Below are 17,585 nucleotides of genomic sequence, written 5' to 3'. Positions count from 1 at the left end.
GCGCGGGGAGTGAAACGTCAGACGTCGATGGCAGCCGCCGAGCCGGCTTCCTTGCGCAGCTCGAACTTCTGGATCTTGCCGGTCGAGGTCTTGGGCAGTTCCTTGAACACCACCGAGCGCGGCACCTTGAAGCCGGCCAGATGCTGCTTGCAGTGGGCAATGATCTCCTCGACCGTAACCGTGGCGCCGGCCTTCAGTTCGAGGAAGGCGCAGGGCGTTTCGCCCCACTTGGGGTCGGGCTTGGCCACGACCGCCGCCGCGACCACCGCCGGATGGCGGTAGAGCACATCCTCCACTTCGATCGACGAGATGTTCTCGCCGCCCGAAATGATGATGTCCTTGCTGCGGTCCTTGATCTTCACGTAGCCGTCCGGATACATCACGGCCAGGTCGCCGGTGTGGAACCAGCCGCCCGCGAAGGCGTCCTCGGTGGCGCCCGGGTTCTTGAGATAGCCCTTCATGGCGATGTTCCCGCGGAACATGATCTCGCCCATGGTTTCGCCGTCGGCCGGCACCGGCTGCATGGTTTCGGGGTTGAGTACCGAGATGCCGTGCTGCAGGTGATAGCGCACGCCCTGGCGCGCATTCAGCCGCGCGCGCTCGCCGATGTCGGCGTCGTTCCAGCTGTCCTGCTTCACGCAGACCGAGGCCGGGCCGTAGACCTCGGTCAGGCCGTACACATGGGTCAGGTCGAAGCCGAGCGATTCCATGCCCTCGATCATCGCGGCCGGCGGCGCGGCGCCGGCGACCATCGCCTTGACTGGATGGTCGATGCCGGCCTTGAGTTCGGCCGGCGCGTTGATGAGCAGGCTGTGCACGATGGGCGCGCCGCAGTAGTGGCTGACCTTTTCGCTGCGGATCAGGCCCAGCACCAGTTCGGCATCGACGCGGCGCAGGCACACATTCACGCCGGCACGCGCGGCGATGGTCCACGGGAAGCACCAGCCGTTGCAGTGGAACATCGGCAGCGTCCACAGGTAGACGGCGTGCTTCGGCATGTCCCATTCGAGGATGTTCGACACCGCATTCACGGCCGCGCCACGGTGGTGATAGACCACGCCCTTGGGATTGCCGGTGGTGCCAGACGTGTAGTTGAGCGCGATCGCGGCCCATTCGTCGTCGGGCAGCTTCCACGCAAAGTCGGCATCGCCCTCGGCCACGAAGGCCTCGTACTCGATGCTGCCAACAGCAGCGTTCTTGCCGGTGTAGAGCGGGTCGTCCACGTCGATGACGAGGATGGGCTTGGTGCGGCCGCGCATCTGCAGCGCGCGCAGCGCCAGCGGCGAGAACTCGCGGTCGACGATCAGCACCTTGGCTTCGCCGTGGTCGAGCATGAAGGCGATGTTCTCGGGGTCGAGCCGGGTGTTGAGCGTGTTGAGCACCGCGCCGCTCATGGGAATGCCGAAGTGGGCTTCGACCATGGCCGGCGTGTTGGGCAGCATCACGGCCACGGTGTCGCCGACGCCGATGCCGCGCTTGGCGAGCGCGCTCGCCAGCTTCTTGCAGCGCTCGTAGGTCTCGCCCCAGCTGCGCCGCAGGTCGCCGTGGACGACGGCGAGCTTGTCGGCATAGATGGTCGCGGTGCGCTCGATGAACATGAGCGGCGACAGCGGTGCGAAGTTGGCGGGGTTCCGGTCGAGTCCCTGTTCGTAGATGTTCTGCATGACTGTGTCTCCGCGAGTCGGCTGTTGCCCGCCGATGTTGGCATACGGGCCCGTATGGGATCGCGTCGCGGAACTTGGCAGCCGATTCTTGCAACTTCCTGACGCGACCCGCAGATCATCGCGCGCCGGTGCTTCGGACGCAGTCGGGCAATGCAACCGTGCGCACAAAGCAAAAAGCCGCGCTCGAGGCGCGGCTTTTGCGGTGACGGGGCGGCTGACCGGTCCGTTGCGTCGCGCCTCCTGGCGCGCACGCGGCGGTATCGCGGGTGGCGCGGTCGTGCCGCCGTCAGGGGGCGATCAGATCGCGGCGTCGGCGCGACCGACGAACTTCCAGCCTTCGGGCATGCGCACGAACACGAACTGGGTGCCGCCGTCATGAAAGACGGTGTGCAGATCGTTGGGCACCGAGGCGCCCTTGGCCGCCTGACCGACGAACTTCCAGCCGGTGGGCAGCTTGACGAAGACGAAGCCGGTCGGCGCGTCGTGGAAGACGGTGTAATCGGGCGAGTCGGCGCGCGGGGTGCGCAGGCTGTCGGGCAGGGCCGAGGCGCTGGCACCGGCGATGCTGGCGGCGAAGAGGGCGAGGGCGGCGATGAACTTGGTCATGGTGGGTTCCGTTTGAAGTGGTTTTCGACGGCGACCGATCACGGATAGCAACCGGCAGTCCCCTCGCGGGGTAGCCCAGAACTAGGGTTAGTACCTAAGTATAGGCACCAACTGCGGAAATCCCGAATAGCCGTTCGTCCGTGCGGCGCCGGTGACCGATCGGCGGCATGTGGCGCGGTACCGAAGGCGAAAGCGGGCCGAACACCGGCCACTCATCGGCGGTGAGCGGACGCTCTCGCGTCGACGGCGGCCGGGCAGCGCGCACCCGGCCGCAGCGAGCCCATCGCGCGTGCAAGGGGCGCAGTCCGGCGGGCCGCATGGCCATAATCCGGCGATGGACGATTCCTCTCTGCCCGAGCCCGCGCTCGACGATCTGCTGGCCAGCCTGCCCGGTCTGGCGCTGCTGCTCGTCGATGCCGGTGGCCACATCCGCCGTTTCGGCGCTGGCGCCGAGGCGCTGTTCCGGGTCGAGGCGGGCGCGATGCTCGACCGCCCCGCCGAGCTCACCTGGCCGCTGCGCGACGTGGCCAGCCAGCTGCCGCAGCGGCTGCGTGCCCAGGCGCTGGCCGGCGACCGGGTCGAGTACCAGGGCTGGCGCGCCCGGCCCGACGGCAGCCATTTCCTGGGCCTGACCCGCATGGCGCCGCTGCGCGGCCAGCCCGGCTGGACGGTGGAAACGCTGCGCGATCTGAGCGAGCCGGCGCCGGTCCGCGCGCCCGGCGGCAGCGACGAGCACTTCGCCTCGGCGCTGGTGGCGTCGAACATGGTCGGCGGCTGGGACTGGGATCCGGCGGCCGACCGGATCACCGCCAACGGCCGGCTCGCCGCGCTGTTCGGCGTCGATGCGCACGATGCCGCCCGGGGCGTGCCGCTGCAGCGCTTCCTCGATGCCATCCATGCCGACGACCGCGCGCGCATCGAGGCGGTCGTCGCGCACAGCCTGGCCACCGGCGCGCTGTTCGCCGAGGAGTACCGCGTGACCGATGCCGACGGCGAGCTGCGCTGGGTGTTTGCGCGCGGCCGCTGCGAGTACGACGGCGCCGGCCAGCCCAGCCGCTTTCCGGGCGCCATCGTCGACATCACCGACCGCAAGCGCGCCGAGATCGGCCTGCGCGCCACCACCGAGCGCAACCGGGCGGTCGAGCTGCTGGAGGCCGAGAAGGCGCGGCTGCAGGCGGTGCTGAGCCATGCGCCGGTCGGCATCGTGTTTGCCGATGCCGAGTCGGGCCAGATCCTGGCCGGCAACCGCCGGGCCGAGGAAATCCTCGGCCATCCGATCCTGCGCACGCCCGATTACGAGGGCTATCCGCGCTGGGGCTTGCTCGATGCCGCCGGCCAGCCGGTGCCGCCCGAGCGCTTTCCGATCGCGCGCGCCATGCTCGCCGCCGAGGTCACGCCGCCTGAGACCTACCAATACCTGCGCGGCGACGGCCGGCGCGTCTGGATCGGGCTGAACGCGGCGCCGGTGTTCGACCGCGACGGCCGGCTGATGGCCGGCGTGGTGACCATCACCGACATCGACGACCAGATGCGCGCCCGCGCGGCGCTGGCCCGGTTTGGCGAGGAGCTGGAGCAGCAGGTGGCGGCGCGCACCGCCGAACTCAGCGCCGCCAACCGCCGCCTGCGCGACGAGATGGTCGAGCGCCAGCGCGCCGAGGAACTGCTGCGCCAGTCGCAGAAGATGGAGGCGGTCGGCCAGCTCACCGGCGGCATCGCGCACGACTTCAACAATCTGCTCACCGGCATCCTCGGCAGCCTCACCCTCATGCGCAAACGCATGCTGGCCGGCCGCCATGACGAGGCCGAGCGCTTCATCGCCAGCGCCAGCCAGTCGGCGCACCGGGCGGCGGCGTTGGTGCAGCGGCTGCTCAGCTTCTCGCGCCAGCAGGCGCTCGATCCGCGGCCGGTCGACATCGATGCGCTGGTGCGCTCGCTGATCGATCTGTTCCGCCGCACGCTCGGCGAGCACATCGCGGTGCGCACCCGGCTCGGCGCCGCGCCGACGCTGGCCTGGAGCGACGAAAACCAGCTCGAAGCGGCGCTGGTCAATCTGGTCATCAATGCGCGCGACGCCATGCCCGACGGCGGCGAGCTGGCCATCGCCACCGCCGTGCAACGGGTGACGACCGATGCCGCCGGCGACCCGTTCGCGACCCAGCCCGGCCAGCCGCGCCGGCGCGCCGGCGACTTCGTGCCGCCGACCGATCTGGCGCCCGGCGACTATCTGCGGCTGGCCGTCACCGATACCGGCTGCGGCATGGCGCCCGAGGTGCTCGCGCATGCCTTCGAGCCCTTCTTCACCACCAAGCCGGTCGGGCAGGGCACCGGGCTCGGCCTGTCGATGGTGTACGGCTTTGCGCGCCAGTCGGGCGGCGCGGTGCGCATCGAGAGCCAGCCCGGCAAGGGCAGCACGGTGGCGCTCTGGCTGCCCTGCCCGCCGGCCGGTGCAGCCGCCGCCGATCCGGCCGAGCCGGCGGCGGCCGCTGCCGCGCCGTCGTGCGGCAGCGTGCTGCTGGTGGAGGACGACGATGCGGTACGGCGCATGGTCGAGGGCCTGCTGGCCGATCTGGGCCTGCGCGTGCTGGCCGCCGGCGCCGGCGATGCCGCGCTGGCGCTGGTGGATGCCGGCGTGCCGATCGATCTGCTGGTGAGCGACATCGGCCTGCCCGGCCTCGACGGGCATCAGCTGGCGGCGGAAGTGCGCCAGCGCCGGCCCGGTCTGCCGGTGCTGCTGATGACCGGCTATGCCGAGCGCGCCGAAGCCCTGCCGGCGCGCTGCGAAATCATTGCCAAGCCTTTCGATGCCGAACGGCTGGCGGCCCAGGTGCGTCGGCTGCTGGCCGGCGGCTGACCCGGCTCAGGCGTCGCGCGCCCGTGCAATGTCGGCCAGCAGCGCATCGAGCCGCTCCAGGTCGAAGGGCTTGGGCAGGCTGATGACATCCAGCCCCACCTGCTTGAGGTCGAGCCGCCAGTCGTAGCCCGAGGCCAGCACCACCTGCATCGCTGGCGCGCGCCGGGCCGCCTCGCGGGCCAGCTCGACGCCCGACATGCCCGGCAGGCTGATGTCGGTGAACAGCACGTCGAAGCGCCCGGGTTGCAGCCATTCGAGCGCGGCCTCGGCGCTGCCGAGCGCCAGCACCCGGTGCTCGAAGCTTTCGAGATATTCCACGACGGTCGAGCGGATGAGCTCGTTGTCTTCCACGTACAGGATGTCGAGGCCGGCGGCGGTGGCTGCGGCGCTGGCGGGTGCGGCGGCGGCCGGCGCGAGCGCCGCCAGCGTGGTCGGCAGCGGCGCGCGCGGCGCCGGTTGCGCGGGCGAGTTGCCGAGCGCCAGCGCCAGCTTGCCGGCCAGATCGTCCTCGCTGAAGGGCTTGGGCACGATGCGGGTCTCGTCCACGCCGGCCAGCGCGCCGGGGGCGGCATAGCCGGTGATGAAGACCGACGGCAGGCCGGGCCGGCGCCGCGCCGCTTCGCGCACCACTTCCATGCCGTTCATGCCGGGCATCGCGTAGTCGACCAGCAGCAGCGCGATGTCGGGCCGGCGGTCGAGCAGATCGAGCGCGGCCCGGCCGCCCGACGCTTCGAGCACCGCGTAGCCCAGTTCGAGCAGGGTGAGTGCGGTGATCTCGCGCACCGCGTTGTCGTCGTCGACCAGCAGCACCAGCGGCAAGGCAGCGGGGGAGAGGGACATCGACGGCGGCACTGGGGCGGGAAGGTGGGTGGGAAAACGCTCACCGCAGGCTAGCAAGATTGCGCAGCCGCGCCGGGCGGTTACACGGCTTCATGCGCCGGCCATGCCGGCCGTCGGTTCAGCGCAGCGGCACGGTCTGCAGCGTGGCCGCCGGCGTGGGATGCACGCGGTTGCGCCCGGCCGACTTGGCGGCATAGAGCGCGGCATCGGCCTCGCGCAGCAGCTCGCTCGCATGGCAGCGGCCCGGCATGCCCACCGCCACGCCCAGGCTCACGGTGAGCTGGCGCCGGTCGCACAGGCCGGCGGTGTCGAGGCCGGCCACTTGCAGCCGGATCCGCTCGGCCACCTGATGCGCGGCATGCAGCCCGGTCTCGGGCAGCACCACCAGAAACTCCTCGCCGCCGAGCCGGCCGATCACCATCGGCTCGCGCACGCTGGTGCGCAGCAGCAGGGCCAGCGCCTTGAGCACCTCGTCGCCGACCAGATGGCCCCAGCCGTCGTTGATGAGCTTGAAATGGTCGAGGTCGGCGATCAGCACCGAGCAGGGCTTGTCGGACGGCTTGGCAAGCGTGCGTTCGAGCCGCTCCAGCACCGCGCGCCGGTTGGGCAGGCCGGTCAGCTCATCGGTCATGGCGAGCTGGCGCATGCGCGCCGCCGAGCGCCGCAGCCGCATGAGGATGGTGGCCAGCGTGGCTGCCAGGATGCCGGTGAGCACGATGGCCACCAGCTTGAAGCGGTTGGCGCGGCGCTCCTGCTGCAGCGATTTCTCGATGGCGGTGCGCTCGCGCACCAGCAGCACGTTCTCGTGTTCGCGCGAGGCGGTGTCGTGCTCGACCTTGAGGATGGCGTAGCGCTGGTCGATCTGGCTGCGCAGCACACTCTCGGTGAGCGCCTTGGCGCGCGTGGTGTTCTCGTAGGCCTGCTGCCACTGGCCAAGCTCGGCATGGATTTCGGCGCGCGCCACATGGGCGGCGGCGCGCGGATAGAGCGCGCCCGACTTTTCCAGCTCGACGGTGGCGGCTTCGAGTGCGGTGAGCGCCTCGGGCAGCCGGTGCAGCGCCTGGAGCACCAGACCGCGTTGCAGCAGGATTTGCGATTCGAGCCAGTTGTCGGGCGACTTGCGCAGCTGGGCCGCAGCCTCGTCGAGCAGGTCGAGCGCGGCGGCCGGCTGATGCGCCGCCAGCCGCACCGCACTCAGCCCGCGCAGCGAATAGCCGACGATGCGGCCGTTGCCGGCGCGCCGGCTCAGCTCCAGCGCCAGCTCGAATTCGCGCTTGGCCTCGGCCCAGTTGCCGGCGTTTTCATGCACCCGGCCCAGGTTGTGCACGATCACCGCGTAGTCGCGGGTCGATTTGTCGGGATCGAGCCGGCGCAGCAGGTTTTCGTAGGACGAGGCGGCTTCGCGGTCGTCGCCGAGCCGGCTGTACAGGTTGGCGATGCTGTTGAGCGCATCGCCGGCCGCCAGCGGCATGCCGGCCGAATCGAACAGCAGCAGCGAGCGGCGCAGGTCGCCCATCGCATTGACCAGATCGCCGTTGCGGCTGCGCAGCTCGCCGCGCCGCAGCAGCGCCTCGGCGGCGGCTTCGGGCCGGTCCTGGCGCTCGGCGATGGCCAATGAGCGTTCGAACAGCCGCAACGCGGTCTCGCTGTCGCCGGCGATCGAGCGCAGTTCGCCTTCGCAATTGAGCAGATCGGCTTCGAGGCCGCGATTGCTGGCGGTGCGCAACGCGGCCCGGCCGGCGGCCAGCTGGCGTTCGGCGCCGGCGGCATCGGTCTCGATCAGCGCATCGCAGAGCACCGCGCGGGCACGCAGCTCCAGATCGGCATCGGGCGCGGCGTCGAGCTTGCCGAGCGCTTCGAGCGCCAGGCTGCGCGCCGCCTCGGTGTCGTCGCGCTGGGCCGCCTCGGCCCGGTCGAGCAGGCTGCGGATGGCGGCCTCGGTCGCACCGGCCGACGCGGCGCTGACGAGCAGCAGCAGCGCGATCCAGAACTGTCGCGTGATCGACGGCATGCGGTCAGTTCTCGCTCGGCAGTCTCAGACGGTGGGAAACAGGTCGGACCCGAAAGTCCGAGCGCCGGATTGTGACAGCGCCTGACTGGCAGTCCGCTGGCTGCACGCGACGTTTTTTTCGGATCGTGCAATGGCCGACGCCCGGTCGGGGCCTGCCGTTCAGCCGCGTATGGGGCTTTCCGGCTCGAAGCTGGCGAGGTCGACGCGCGGCTGCGGCTTCCAGTTCTTCTTGCGGTGCTCGACCACCACGTTGGTGAAGATGCCGCCGCGCACATACCACTTGGCCGTCACGCGCAGAAAGCGCGGGCCGATGGCCTTCACGATGTCGTCGAGGATGGTGTTGGTCACCTTCTCGTGGAAGGCGCCGTCGTTGCGGTAGCTCCACATGTAGAGCTTGAGGCCCTTGAGCTCGATGCATTTCTTGTCGGGAATGATGTCGAGCGTGAAATGCGCGAAGTCGGGCTGGCCCGTAAGCGGACACAGGCAGGTGAACTCCGGAATCTCCATGTGGATGTGGTAATCGCGTTCCGGGTTCGGATTGGGGAAGACCGGCAGTTCTTTTGAAGGCTGGGTAGACATGGCGGAAATGGGGCGCCGAAGACGCTGGCGATGAGCGGCGCGAGTGCGCGGATAAGCGGATGCCGAGGGTCCGGAAACCGGCCCGGGCGGGTCGGCGATGCTAGCACCGAGGGCCCGGCCGCCCTGGGAGCGGGTGCTATGATCGCCCGGCTTTGGCAGCGGTTTTGCAGCCTGTCTGCCCAGGCGGGCCGCATGCCGTTGCCCTGTTTCGTGGCGTCACCGCGCAGGCCGCAACGGCCGCCGCCGGTCCCCATCCTCCAAGCGAATACAGCAAGCGTGCGTCTCACCCAGATCAAGCTTTCCGGCTTCAAGTCCTTCGTCGATCCCACTGCGTTCCAGGTGCCCGGGCAGCTGGTGGGCGTGGTCGGCCCCAACGGCTGCGGCAAGTCCAACATCATCGATGCGACGCGCTGGGTGCTCGGCGAAAGCAAGGCCAGCGAGCTGCGCGGCGAGTCGATGCAGGACGTGATCTTCAACGGCTCCACGCATCGCAAGCCGGCCGGCCGCGCGGCGGTGGAACTGGTGTTCGACAACGCCGAGGGCAAGGCCGGCGGCCAGTGGAGCCAGTACGCCGAGATCTCGGTCAAGCGCACGCTGACGCGCGACGGCACCAGCACCTACTACATCAACAATCAGGCGGTACGCCGGCGCGACATTCAGGACATCTTCCTGGGCACGGGGTTGGGGCCGCGGGCCTACGCGATCATCGGCCAGGGAATGATCAGCCGGATCATCGAGGCCAAGCCCGACGAGCTGCGCGTGTTTCTGGAGGAAGCGGCCGGCGTCTCCAAGTACAAGGAGCGCCGGCGCGAGACCGAGAACCGGCTGCAGGACACGCGCGAGAACCTGCTGCGCGTCGAGGACATCCTGCGCGAGCTGACCGCCAACGTGGACAAGCTGCAGGGCCAGGCGGCGGTCGCCGAGCGCTTCAAGCGCCTGAGCGCCGAGGCCGACGAGAAGCAGAAGCTGCTGTGGCTGCTGCGCCGGCGCGAGGCCGAGACGCTGCAAACCCGCTGCCTGCGCGACATCGAGCAGGCGCAGATCGCGCTCGATTCGCAGACCGCCGATCTGCGCGCGATCGAGGCCCGCGCCGAGCAGCTGCGCCAGGCCGAATACGACGCCACCCATCGCGTCGACCAGTTCCAGGGCGCGCTGTATCAGGTGACGGCCGAGACGTCCAAGCTCGAAGCCGAGATCCGCTATGTGATCGAGTCGCGCACGCGCTTGCAGCAGCAGATCGCCACGCTCGGCGCCCAGGTGCAGCAATGGAGCGAGCAGCGCGAGCTGCAATCGGAGCAGCTGGCCACGGCGCAGGACAGCGCCGAGGAACTCGAAGCGCGCGCCGCCGAGACCGAGGAGCGCGCCGCCATCGCCGGCGAGGCGCTGCCCGATCTGGAAGACCGCGTGCGCGACGGCCAGCAGCGCGTCGGCGATCTGCGCGCCGAAGCGATGTCGGTGCAGCAGCAGATTCAGCTCGAAAGCGCGCGGCAACGCTCGCTCGGCCAGTCGCTGCAACAGCTGGCGGCGCGGCGCGAACGGCTCGATCAGGAAGCGCGCGGCCTGCAAAAGCCCGACGCCGACCGGCTGGCGCTGGGCAGCGAACAGCTCGCGATGATGGAAGCGCGCCAGGAAGAACTCACCGCCGCGCTCGACGATGCGCAAGCCGCCGTGCCCGAGGCCGAGCGCGCCCGCAGCGAGGCCCAGCGCCTCGCCAGCTCGGAAACCCAGCGCCAGCATCAGGTCGATGCGCGCCTGGCCGCGCTGCGCAAGCTGCAAGCCGATGTCCAGCATCGCGGCAAGCTGGAGCCGTGGTTGCGCAAGCACGGGCTCGCGGACATGCAACGGCTGTGGCAGCGCGTGGGCATCGAGACCGGCTGGGAAACCGCGCTGGAAGCCGCGCTGCGCGAGAAGGTCGCCGCCATCGAGGTCAGCGACATCGCGCGCGCCAAGGCATTTGCCAGCGATGCGCCGCCGGCCAAGCTGGCCTTCTACGCGGCCGGGCACATCGCCGCGCCGGTGGAGGTGCCGGCAGGACTGCGACCGCTGCTGTCGCTGCTGCGTCTGACCGACCCAGCGCTGCGCGCGCTGCTGGCTGAATGGCTCGCCGACGTGTTCACCGCCGACAGCATCGACGCCGCCCTGGCCGAGCGCGACCGGCTGCCGCTCGGCGGCGTGTTCGTCACGCGCGAGGGCCATGCCATCGGCCGCGCGAGCATCGCCTTTCATGCGGCCGACGACGAGCAGGCCGGCATGCTCGCGCGTCAGCACGAGATTGAAGACTTGGGCAAGGAAGGCCGCGCCCAGCTGATGATTGCGGAGGAGGCGCGCGCCAATGTCGCGCGCGCCGAGGCTGCGCTCACGGCCGCCAACCAGCAGGCCGCCGATCTGCGCCAGAAGCTGCAAACCCTCACGCGCGACGCCCATCAGCTCCAGCTCGACGTGCTCAAGCTCCAGCAGGCCCAGCGCGACTACGAGCAGCGCTCGGCGCGCATCGACGGCGAGCACGAGGAAATCGCCGCCCAGCAGGAAGAGCAGCAGGCCGCGCTCGAAGCGTCGCAGGAAGCCTTCGAGCAGCTCGACGAAAAGCTCGCCACCGCGCAAGGCCGCCATGAGGACGAGCTGATCGCGCAGGAGACCCGCGAGCAGAAGCTGGCCGACGCCCGCACCGCGCTGCGCGACCAGGAGCGCCAGTCGCAGGAAGCGCGCTTTGCCGCGCGCCAGCAGCGCGCACGCATCGAGGAGCTGACGCGCAACGTCGCGCTGGCCAGCCAGCAGGCCGATCAGGCCGAACGCCAGCGCGCCGCGCTGCAACTCGAAGCCGCCACGCTCGACGACGAGGCCGCGCAAGGCGCCTTGCAGGAAGCGCTCGCGCGCCGCGCCGATGCCGAAGCGCGACTGGCCGAGCAGCGCGCCGAACGCGATGCGCTCACCGCGCAACTGCGCGCCGCCGACGACGAGCGCAACCGCATCGAACGCCAGCTCGATCCGGCGCGCAGCCGCATCGTCGAGCTGCAACTCAAGGAACAGGCCGCGCGCCTCAATGTGGAGCAGTTCGGCGGCCAGCTCGCCGAGGCCGGCGCCGACGAGGCCGCGCTCGCCGCGCGACTCGACGCGCCGGACGCCGACTGGAAGCCGGCCGTCATGCAGGGCGACATCACGCGGCTGCAAGGCCAGATCGCGGCGCTGGGCCCGGTGAACCTCGCGGCGCTCGACGAGCTGACGGCGGCGCAGGAGCGCAAGAGCTTTCTCGACGCCCAGCAGACCGATCTCAACGAGGCGATCACCACGCTTGAAGACGCGATCCGCAAGATCGACCAGGAAACCCGCTCGCTGCTCAAGGGCACCTTCGACGAGGTGAACAAGCATTTCGGCCGGCTGTTTCCGGAGCTGTTCGGCGGCGGCGAGGCGCGCCTCATCATGACCGGCGAGGAAATCCTCGATGCCGGCGTGCAGGTGATGGCCCAGCCGCCGGGCAAGCGCAATTCCACCATCCACCTGCTGTCGGGTGGCGAAAAGGCGCTGACGGCAATCGCGCTGGTGTTCGCCATCTTTCAGCTCAATCCGGCCCCGTTCTGCCTGCTTGATGAAGTTGACGCGCCGCTCGACGACGCCAATACCGAGCGCTACGCGAACATGGTCAAGAAGATGTCGAGCGTCACCCAGTTCCTGTTCATCTCCCATAACAAGATTGCGATGGAGATGGCCGAGCAGCTCATCGGCGTGACGATGCAGGAACAGGGTGTGTCGCGCATCGTCGCGGTCGACATCGAATCGGCGGCCCGCATGGCCGGGGCCGAGCCCGCCGCCGCCTGAGAACGAGAACAGTACAAATGACAGAACTGCAAATCTGGCTGGCCGCGAGTGGCGCGACCATCGTCGTGGCCGTGGTGGCCTACAACAAATGGGTCGAATGGCGCGCCATGAAGCAGGCGCGCGAAGCCTTCGGCCAGACCGGCGATGCGCTGCTCACGCCGACCTCGCCGCGCGAAGTGCGGGTCGAGCCGAGCATCGACGTGGCGATCGAGCCGTCGCCCTTCGTCGACGACGCGGCGCTGCCAACGGTGGCCGCCGAGCCGGTCGAGTTCGACGACGAGATCGAGTGCATCGTCAGCCTGAGCTTCGACACGCCGGTGGAAGGCGGCCGGCTGCACGAGGCGCTGGCCGGCCTGCGCGCCGGAACGAAGCCGGTGCGCATCGGCGGCACCCATGCCCAGAGCCATGCGCTGGAAGTGCTGCGCATCGGCGAGGGCTATAGCGGCGTGCATTGCGGCGTGCTGCTGGCCAATCGCGGCGGGCCGCTCACGCCGGTCGAGTTCAGCGAATTCGCCACCGCCATCGGCGCCATCGCGCACACGCTCGAAGCGCACATCGAACTGCCCGACATGGCCGATGTGCTGTCGCATGCGCGCGATCTCGACAGCCAGTGCGCCGCCATCGATGCGCAGATCGGCGTGAATCTGGTCAGCACCGGCGCCGCCTGGGGCGGGCTCGACATCCTGCGCGTGGCGACGGAAGCCGGTTTCTCGGTGCGGCCCGACGGCCGGCTGCTCTACATCGAGGGCGTGCATGACGAGCTGTTCAGCATGCATGCGCTCGATGCCCAGGGACGCCTCGTGTCGCTGGCCGGCGCCGGCGGCGAGGCCAGCAGCGGCGTGCTCACCTGCGTGCTCGACGTGCCGCGCGCGCCCGAGGTGGCCAAGCCCTTCTCGACCATGATCGACGTGGCGCGCGCGGTCGGCGCGCGCCTGGGCGCCGAGCTGGTCGACGACAACCGCCGCACCGTCACCGATGCCGCGCTTGCCGGCATCGAGGTGCAGCTGGCGCCGCTGTATCAGCGGCTGCGCGACAGCGGCATTGAGCCGGGTTCGGCGCGCGCACGGCGCTTGTTCGACTAGGGCCTGTCCGACTGAACTTCAAGATGTCGGCAAGTTCGATGCGGCATGAACTGCCGAACCGACCTTTCCGCCAAACAATGGCGAACGCTTGACCGCTCAAGCGCGCTGACCGCCGGGCGCCGCTCGACGCCGTCACCCGCCGCCATCCGGCCATCGCCGCCGCGCGGGCGCCGGTGGAATCGGCCGAGCACAGCCTGCGCGCGACCCGGCGCGAGGGACTCCCGAGCGTGGAACTGAGCTGGAACCGCTACGAGAACGGGCGCCCCAACCAGAGCCTGTCGGCGCTGTCGAGCATCGAGCGCACCACGGCGCTGACGCTGCGCATCCCGCTGTTCGACGGCTTTGCGCAGACCTACAAGGTGAGCGGCGCGCAGGCACAGCTGGCGCAGAAGCAGGCCGAGCTGGCCGCCGCCGAGGCGCAGGTGCTGCGCGATGCGCGGTTCCTGCATGCCGATGCGCGCGCCGCGCTCGCGAACCTGAAGGCGGCGCGGCAACTGGCGACCGCGGCGCGCCTCGCGATGGAGTCGTTGCAGCGCAAGTACGAGCGCGGTGCGGCGGATCTGATCCAGATGAACCAGTCGCTCGCGGCGCTCGCGCTCGCGCGGGCGGAACTCATCAAGTGCTGGAGCGAGTGGCAGTCGGCGCGGTTGCGGCTGGTGGTGATGGGCGCAGCGGCAACCGAGGCTGGCGCGCTCCGCGCAAGTGGGCGAGGTGAACCGTGAACGGGCGAAGTGTCGGCCCGAGGTGCTCTGGCGGAGGTTCTCGCCCGCGCTGCCGCCCGGTCGTGGATCGACGCCACCGGGAGACGGCGCCTGACGTTGAAGCCCTTGGCAATCCGGTCAATACGGCATGGATCGAGCAGCGAATACCGAAGGGGCGGAAGAAGAATTGCATCGCGCGAAGATTCTCCCGATTCCAACCCGAAGACTTTCGGCAAGGCGAATCGAGAGCCGTTGCACGAGGATCGGCAGTCATTGAAACGAACAGCCCGAATTCCATCGCCGATAAAGATCGTCGCGCGGCCATCCTTGCGACAACTCACCAACTGCTTTTGGCAAAGAGATCAGCAGTGAACAAAAGAATATTGACGGTACTGGCACGTTGCCTCGTCGGATTGACGGCATCGGCTGCACTGACTGGATGCATCGGCGGCATGCTGGAGCGACGGGAAGCGCGTATTCGGTCGGAGACCGCTTATGCGATGTGGCAGGAGCGGTGCAAGAAGTCGGGGGAGTTTATCTACCGGACGGTCGATGAGGTGGAAGGAGTGTATTTGTTGAAAGTGCGGCCTGAAGAACTAAATTTTGGCAATCAGTTTGAACTAAGTGACCCGTATGGTAAAGACATGGGCGGAGATGGATATATTAAGTCATTCCTCCGCAACAGCTATCGACGTGGAAAAGAGGCTCCTGAGTCAAAAGAAAGCTTTCCGCGCCTTGGCTATCATTATGTAGAAGCCGAAGAGCAAAATAACGGAAAACTATACCGTTACACTGGCCGCATTGATGAACCTTGGAAGACTAATAGTGCCGCCCTAGAAGGGTATACGCGATTCGCGTTGACTGCGACCCCTGCCTCCAACCGCACTGCACGCTATGGACTGACCTATGAAGATATCTCAACTCGAGAAGAACGTGAATATTGGATCGCTGGCAGTTTGCTCAGGATAATCGACCTGCAAACCAATGAAGTCATCGCTGAACGAATTGGATATATGGTAGACCTAGGCCAAGGCAATCGCGCAGGAGGACGGTCCCCTTGGCTGTTTGCGGCGGATCATGCCTGCCCAGATTTTCATCGCACCCCAAATCCAAAATATCGAGTGCCTGGTTCCTCTGCACAGTCTTGGCAAACCCTTGATTTCGTCGAAAAAGCCCTCAGGCCCGCCAAATAATCACAAGGATCATGAAAATGAACTCACCATCCATCGCCGAACGGTGCCGGTGTTGGCGCAATCAATCCCGACAATCGCATTACGCTCAAGGCCTTGATCAGCAATTTCGATCAACTGTCGAGACAGGACTACAGCACCCAGATCACGAATGAAGGACTGCGGGCCATCTACCTCCGTGCCCAGGCTGCTCTGCGCAGCGGGCAGCCAATGAACGGAATCGACGAAGCGGAATTGAATCGCCTGGCGAATCCATCGCTGGATGACACGGCAAATGCGGTCGATTTCTCGACCATCACCTGAGAAGGGCTCACAGCGTCTTGAGGTACTCGATGAGCGCCCGCGCGCCGTCGGGGTCGCCGCTCCAGTCGAGGCGCAAGCGCCGGTCGCCATCGACGATGTCGCGGTCGTGCCCGGCCTTGGACAGCGCCGGCGTGCCGTCGAGCGTGAACAGCCGGCCTTCGCCGCCGTCGTCGGGTGACGGCTTGGCCGGGTCCCAGTCGAAGCCGACGCGCTCGGTGTCGTAGTCGAGCCGGCCGCGCACAAAGCTTTGCGGCCTTTCCTTCGGCATGAGCAGATGCCACAGCGTGGGCACGGCGCCGTTGTGCAGATAGGGCGCCTGGGCCCAGATGCCGGCCAGCGGCAGCGCGTTGTAGCCGTCGTGGCGCCAGGGCCAGGTCATCGCGAAGGCTGACTTGCCCTTGAGCGATTCGCCCTTGTAGTCGGCGCAGGGCCTGGCCGGGCCGTCGGCGAGCTGCACTTCGGTTTCCGGTCCGCAGGCGGCGGTGAAGCCGCGTTGCGCGCCGAGCGTGATGAACAGGTTGGCCACCCGCGCCCGGCCCAGATCGCTGCCGATGTTCTGGTAGACGCGGCCGTTGTTGGGCTGATGGCAGGCGGCGCAGTTGTCGGCAAACAGCTGGCGGCCGCGCCGCGCCAGCGTGAGGTCGACGGCAAACGGCCAGGCCGGCGCCGGCAGCGTGTCGAGCAGACGCTCGGCGGCGGCCGACACGCCCACATCCACATCCTCCAGCCCGAGCGTGAGCTGGGCCGCGAGGTTCTTGTAGATGGGCAGCGGGATGTGGCCATTCCACTGCCCGCCGCCGTCGACCAGATCGCTGCGCTCGGCATTCCAGCGCGGATTGCGGATGTCCTGGCGCCAGACCGCCATGATGTCGGTGACCGCCGCATGCGACGGCAGCGCCAGCCCGGCGAAGGGCGCGGTCAGCATCGAATCCTTGAGGCCGAACCAGGCATGCGCGGCGTTGAAGCCGATGGCGTCCTCGGTGCCGGCAAAGCCGTGCGCCGCCTCGGCCTCGGCGCCCTGATACAGCCGGCGCACCAGCATCTGCCAGCCGGCGTATTCGCGTTCCGACAGCTTGATGAATGCGGCGACGATTTGCGGTGCCTCGGCGCGGAATCGCTCGATCTGCGCCTGTTCATAAGCGGCATCGAAATGCCGATTGCCGCGCGAATAATCGTTGTAGAAGAAATTGGGATTGGCGCGATGCGCCGAATCGAGCGCGGCCAGAATCGCGGCGGTCGCGCGCGCATTGCGGGCACTCGCATCGGTGGCATCGCCGTAGATTCGCGCCAAGGTCTGCGCGACTTTCTCGCGATAGAGAATGACGTTGAATTGCGTATTGATGCCGCCATCCAGATAGCGAATGCTTCCATCGGCAATCCGCACCCGGCCGATATGACAGGCGCCGCAGGTAAACGATGAATAGTCGAGACCGGCGCCCGGCGTGGCGCGCGACAGGCCCGAAAAGCCGATGCCGCGCGGCGCCGGATAGCCGGCGTCCTGGCGCGTGTCGTGGAACAGCCCGATCGGCGCGAGGAAATCCGCGCCCTGGCCCCAGAGCTCGGGCGCGAGCGCCGGCAGCAGCTTGAGGATGAGAAAGGGCACGCCGTCGGTCTGGCTGTCGGGATGATCGGCAAAGGCCTCGAAATCGCTGCGGTGCTGCGCCAGATGGGCGGCGATTTGCGCATCGCGCGCCGCCAGTGCGCTCGGCCAATCGGCCGGCAATTCGGCCACGAGCGGCGTGCCGGCGAGTGCGGCTTGTTCCTTTTGCGCGCAGCCGGCAATTGCGGCGGCCAGTGCGAGGGCAATTGCCAGGTCAATCGACCGGCGCCGGCGCATTGCCGGCAATTGCAAGCGGGATGAATGCCGGGCGGCGGGAGCGCGCATGTCGATTCCTGAATCGGGCTGGGGCGGCCATTGGGCGTTGCGCGCCCGGCGCTGTCCAGA

At 68.5% G+C, this 17,585-nt stretch carries 11 protein-coding genes and 1 pseudogene; 6 read left to right on the top strand and 6 right to left on the bottom strand.

The window, feature by feature from the left end:
* Positions 1-17: 17 nt before the first annotated feature.
* A complete protein-coding gene (locus tag B9P64_RS10550; RefSeq protein WP_085316201.1) occupies positions 18-1,664 on the bottom strand; it encodes an acyl-CoA synthetase in 1,647 nt (548 codons plus the stop codon).
* 297 nt (positions 1,665-1,961) lie between these two features.
* Positions 1,962-2,270, bottom strand: coding sequence for a hypothetical protein (locus tag B9P64_RS10545; protein ID WP_085316200.1), 309 nt, complete (start codon positions 2,268-2,270; stop codon positions 1,962-1,964).
* Between the two features lie 334 nt (positions 2,271-2,604).
* Here B9P64_RS10545 and B9P64_RS10540 point away from each other — a divergent pair, with 334 nt between their 5' ends.
* Entirely contained in the window at positions 2,605-5,121 is a 2,517-nt protein-coding gene (locus B9P64_RS10540; RefSeq protein WP_085316199.1) for a PAS domain-containing hybrid sensor histidine kinase/response regulator, read from the top strand.
* A 6-nt stretch (positions 5,122-5,127) separates the two neighbouring features.
* Here B9P64_RS10540 and B9P64_RS29870 read toward each other — a convergent pair whose 3' ends face one another.
* The 3 genes from B9P64_RS29870 to queF form a co-directional block, all read right to left on the bottom strand.
* Positions 5,128-5,961, bottom strand: a complete 834-nt coding sequence (locus B9P64_RS29870; protein WP_176256794.1) for a response regulator — start codon at positions 5,959-5,961, stop codon at positions 5,128-5,130.
* Positions 5,962-6,079: 118 nt separating this feature from the next.
* The gene (locus tag B9P64_RS10530; protein ID WP_085316198.1) at positions 6,080-7,972 is read right to left on the bottom strand and encodes a GGDEF domain-containing protein; all 1,893 of its coding nucleotides are present in this window, start codon (positions 7,970-7,972) and stop codon (positions 6,080-6,082) included.
* Between the two features lie 159 nt (positions 7,973-8,131).
* Positions 8,132-8,551, bottom strand: coding sequence for a preQ(1) synthase (gene queF / locus B9P64_RS10525; protein ID WP_085316197.1), 420 nt, complete (start codon positions 8,549-8,551; stop codon positions 8,132-8,134).
* Positions 8,552-8,827: 276 nt separating this feature from the next.
* Between queF and smc the strand changes: the two genes are divergently transcribed.
* From smc to B9P64_RS10505, 5 genes and pseudogenes are all read left to right on the top strand, one after another.
* Positions 8,828-12,364, top strand: a complete 3,537-nt coding sequence (gene smc / locus B9P64_RS10520; RefSeq protein ID WP_085316196.1) for a chromosome segregation protein SMC — start codon at positions 8,828-8,830, stop codon at positions 12,362-12,364.
* A gap of 17 nt (positions 12,365-12,381) precedes the next feature.
* Positions 12,382-13,446 carry a cell division protein ZipA C-terminal FtsZ-binding domain-containing protein gene (locus tag B9P64_RS10515; RefSeq protein WP_085316195.1) on the top strand — a complete coding sequence of 355 codons (1,065 nt, stop codon included), beginning with the start codon at positions 12,382-12,384 and terminating at the stop codon, positions 13,444-13,446.
* Between the two features lie 149 nt (positions 13,447-13,595).
* Positions 13,596-14,168, top strand: a pseudogene (locus tag B9P64_RS10510) (TolC family protein); the annotation flags it as partial.
* Between the two features lie 62 nt (positions 14,169-14,230).
* Positions 14,231-15,340, top strand: coding sequence for a hypothetical protein (locus B9P64_RS24355; RefSeq protein ID WP_139826259.1), 1,110 nt, complete (start codon positions 14,231-14,233; stop codon positions 15,338-15,340).
* A 93-nt stretch (positions 15,341-15,433) separates the two neighbouring features.
* Positions 15,434-15,640, top strand: a complete 207-nt coding sequence (locus B9P64_RS10505; RefSeq protein WP_085316193.1) for a hypothetical protein — start codon at positions 15,434-15,436, stop codon at positions 15,638-15,640.
* A 7-nt stretch (positions 15,641-15,647) separates the two neighbouring features.
* Here the strand turns inward: B9P64_RS10505 and B9P64_RS10500 are convergent, their stop codons facing one another.
* Positions 15,648-17,372 carry a c-type cytochrome gene (locus B9P64_RS10500; protein ID WP_217808678.1) on the bottom strand — a complete coding sequence of 575 codons (1,725 nt, stop codon included), beginning with the start codon at positions 17,370-17,372 and terminating at the stop codon, positions 15,648-15,650.
* Positions 17,373-17,585 lie beyond the last annotated feature (213 nt).

Source organism: Derxia lacustris (assembly GCF_002105195.1).
Lineage (GTDB): Bacteria > Pseudomonadota > Gammaproteobacteria > Burkholderiales > Burkholderiaceae_E > Derxia > Derxia lacustris.
The sequence above is the reverse complement of the archived record's forward strand: the minus strand, read 5'-3'. Positions and strand labels throughout refer to the sequence as shown.

Coding starts and splice junctions, on each gene's coding strand:
- B9P64_RS10515 (WP_085316195.1), top strand. CDS start 12,382: ATGACAGAACTGCAAATCTGGCTGGCCGCGAGTGGCGCGACCATCGTC.
- B9P64_RS10550 (WP_085316201.1), bottom strand. CDS start 1,664: ATGCAGAACATCTACGAACAGGGACTCGACCGGAACCCCGCCAACTTC.
- B9P64_RS10540 (WP_085316199.1), top strand. CDS start 2,605: ATGGACGATTCCTCTCTGCCCGAGCCCGCGCTCGACGATCTGCTGGCC.
- B9P64_RS10530 (WP_085316198.1), bottom strand. CDS start 7,972: ATGCCGTCGATCACGCGACAGTTCTGGATCGCGCTGCTGCTGCTCGTC.
- queF (WP_085316197.1), bottom strand. CDS start 8,551: ATGTCTACCCAGCCTTCAAAAGAACTGCCGGTCTTCCCCAATCCGAAC.
- B9P64_RS29870 (WP_176256794.1), bottom strand. CDS start 5,961: ATGTCCCTCTCCCCCGCTGCCTTGCCGCTGGTGCTGCTGGTCGACGAC.
- B9P64_RS10545 (WP_085316200.1), bottom strand. CDS start 2,270: ATGACCAAGTTCATCGCCGCCCTCGCCCTCTTCGCCGCCAGCATCGCC.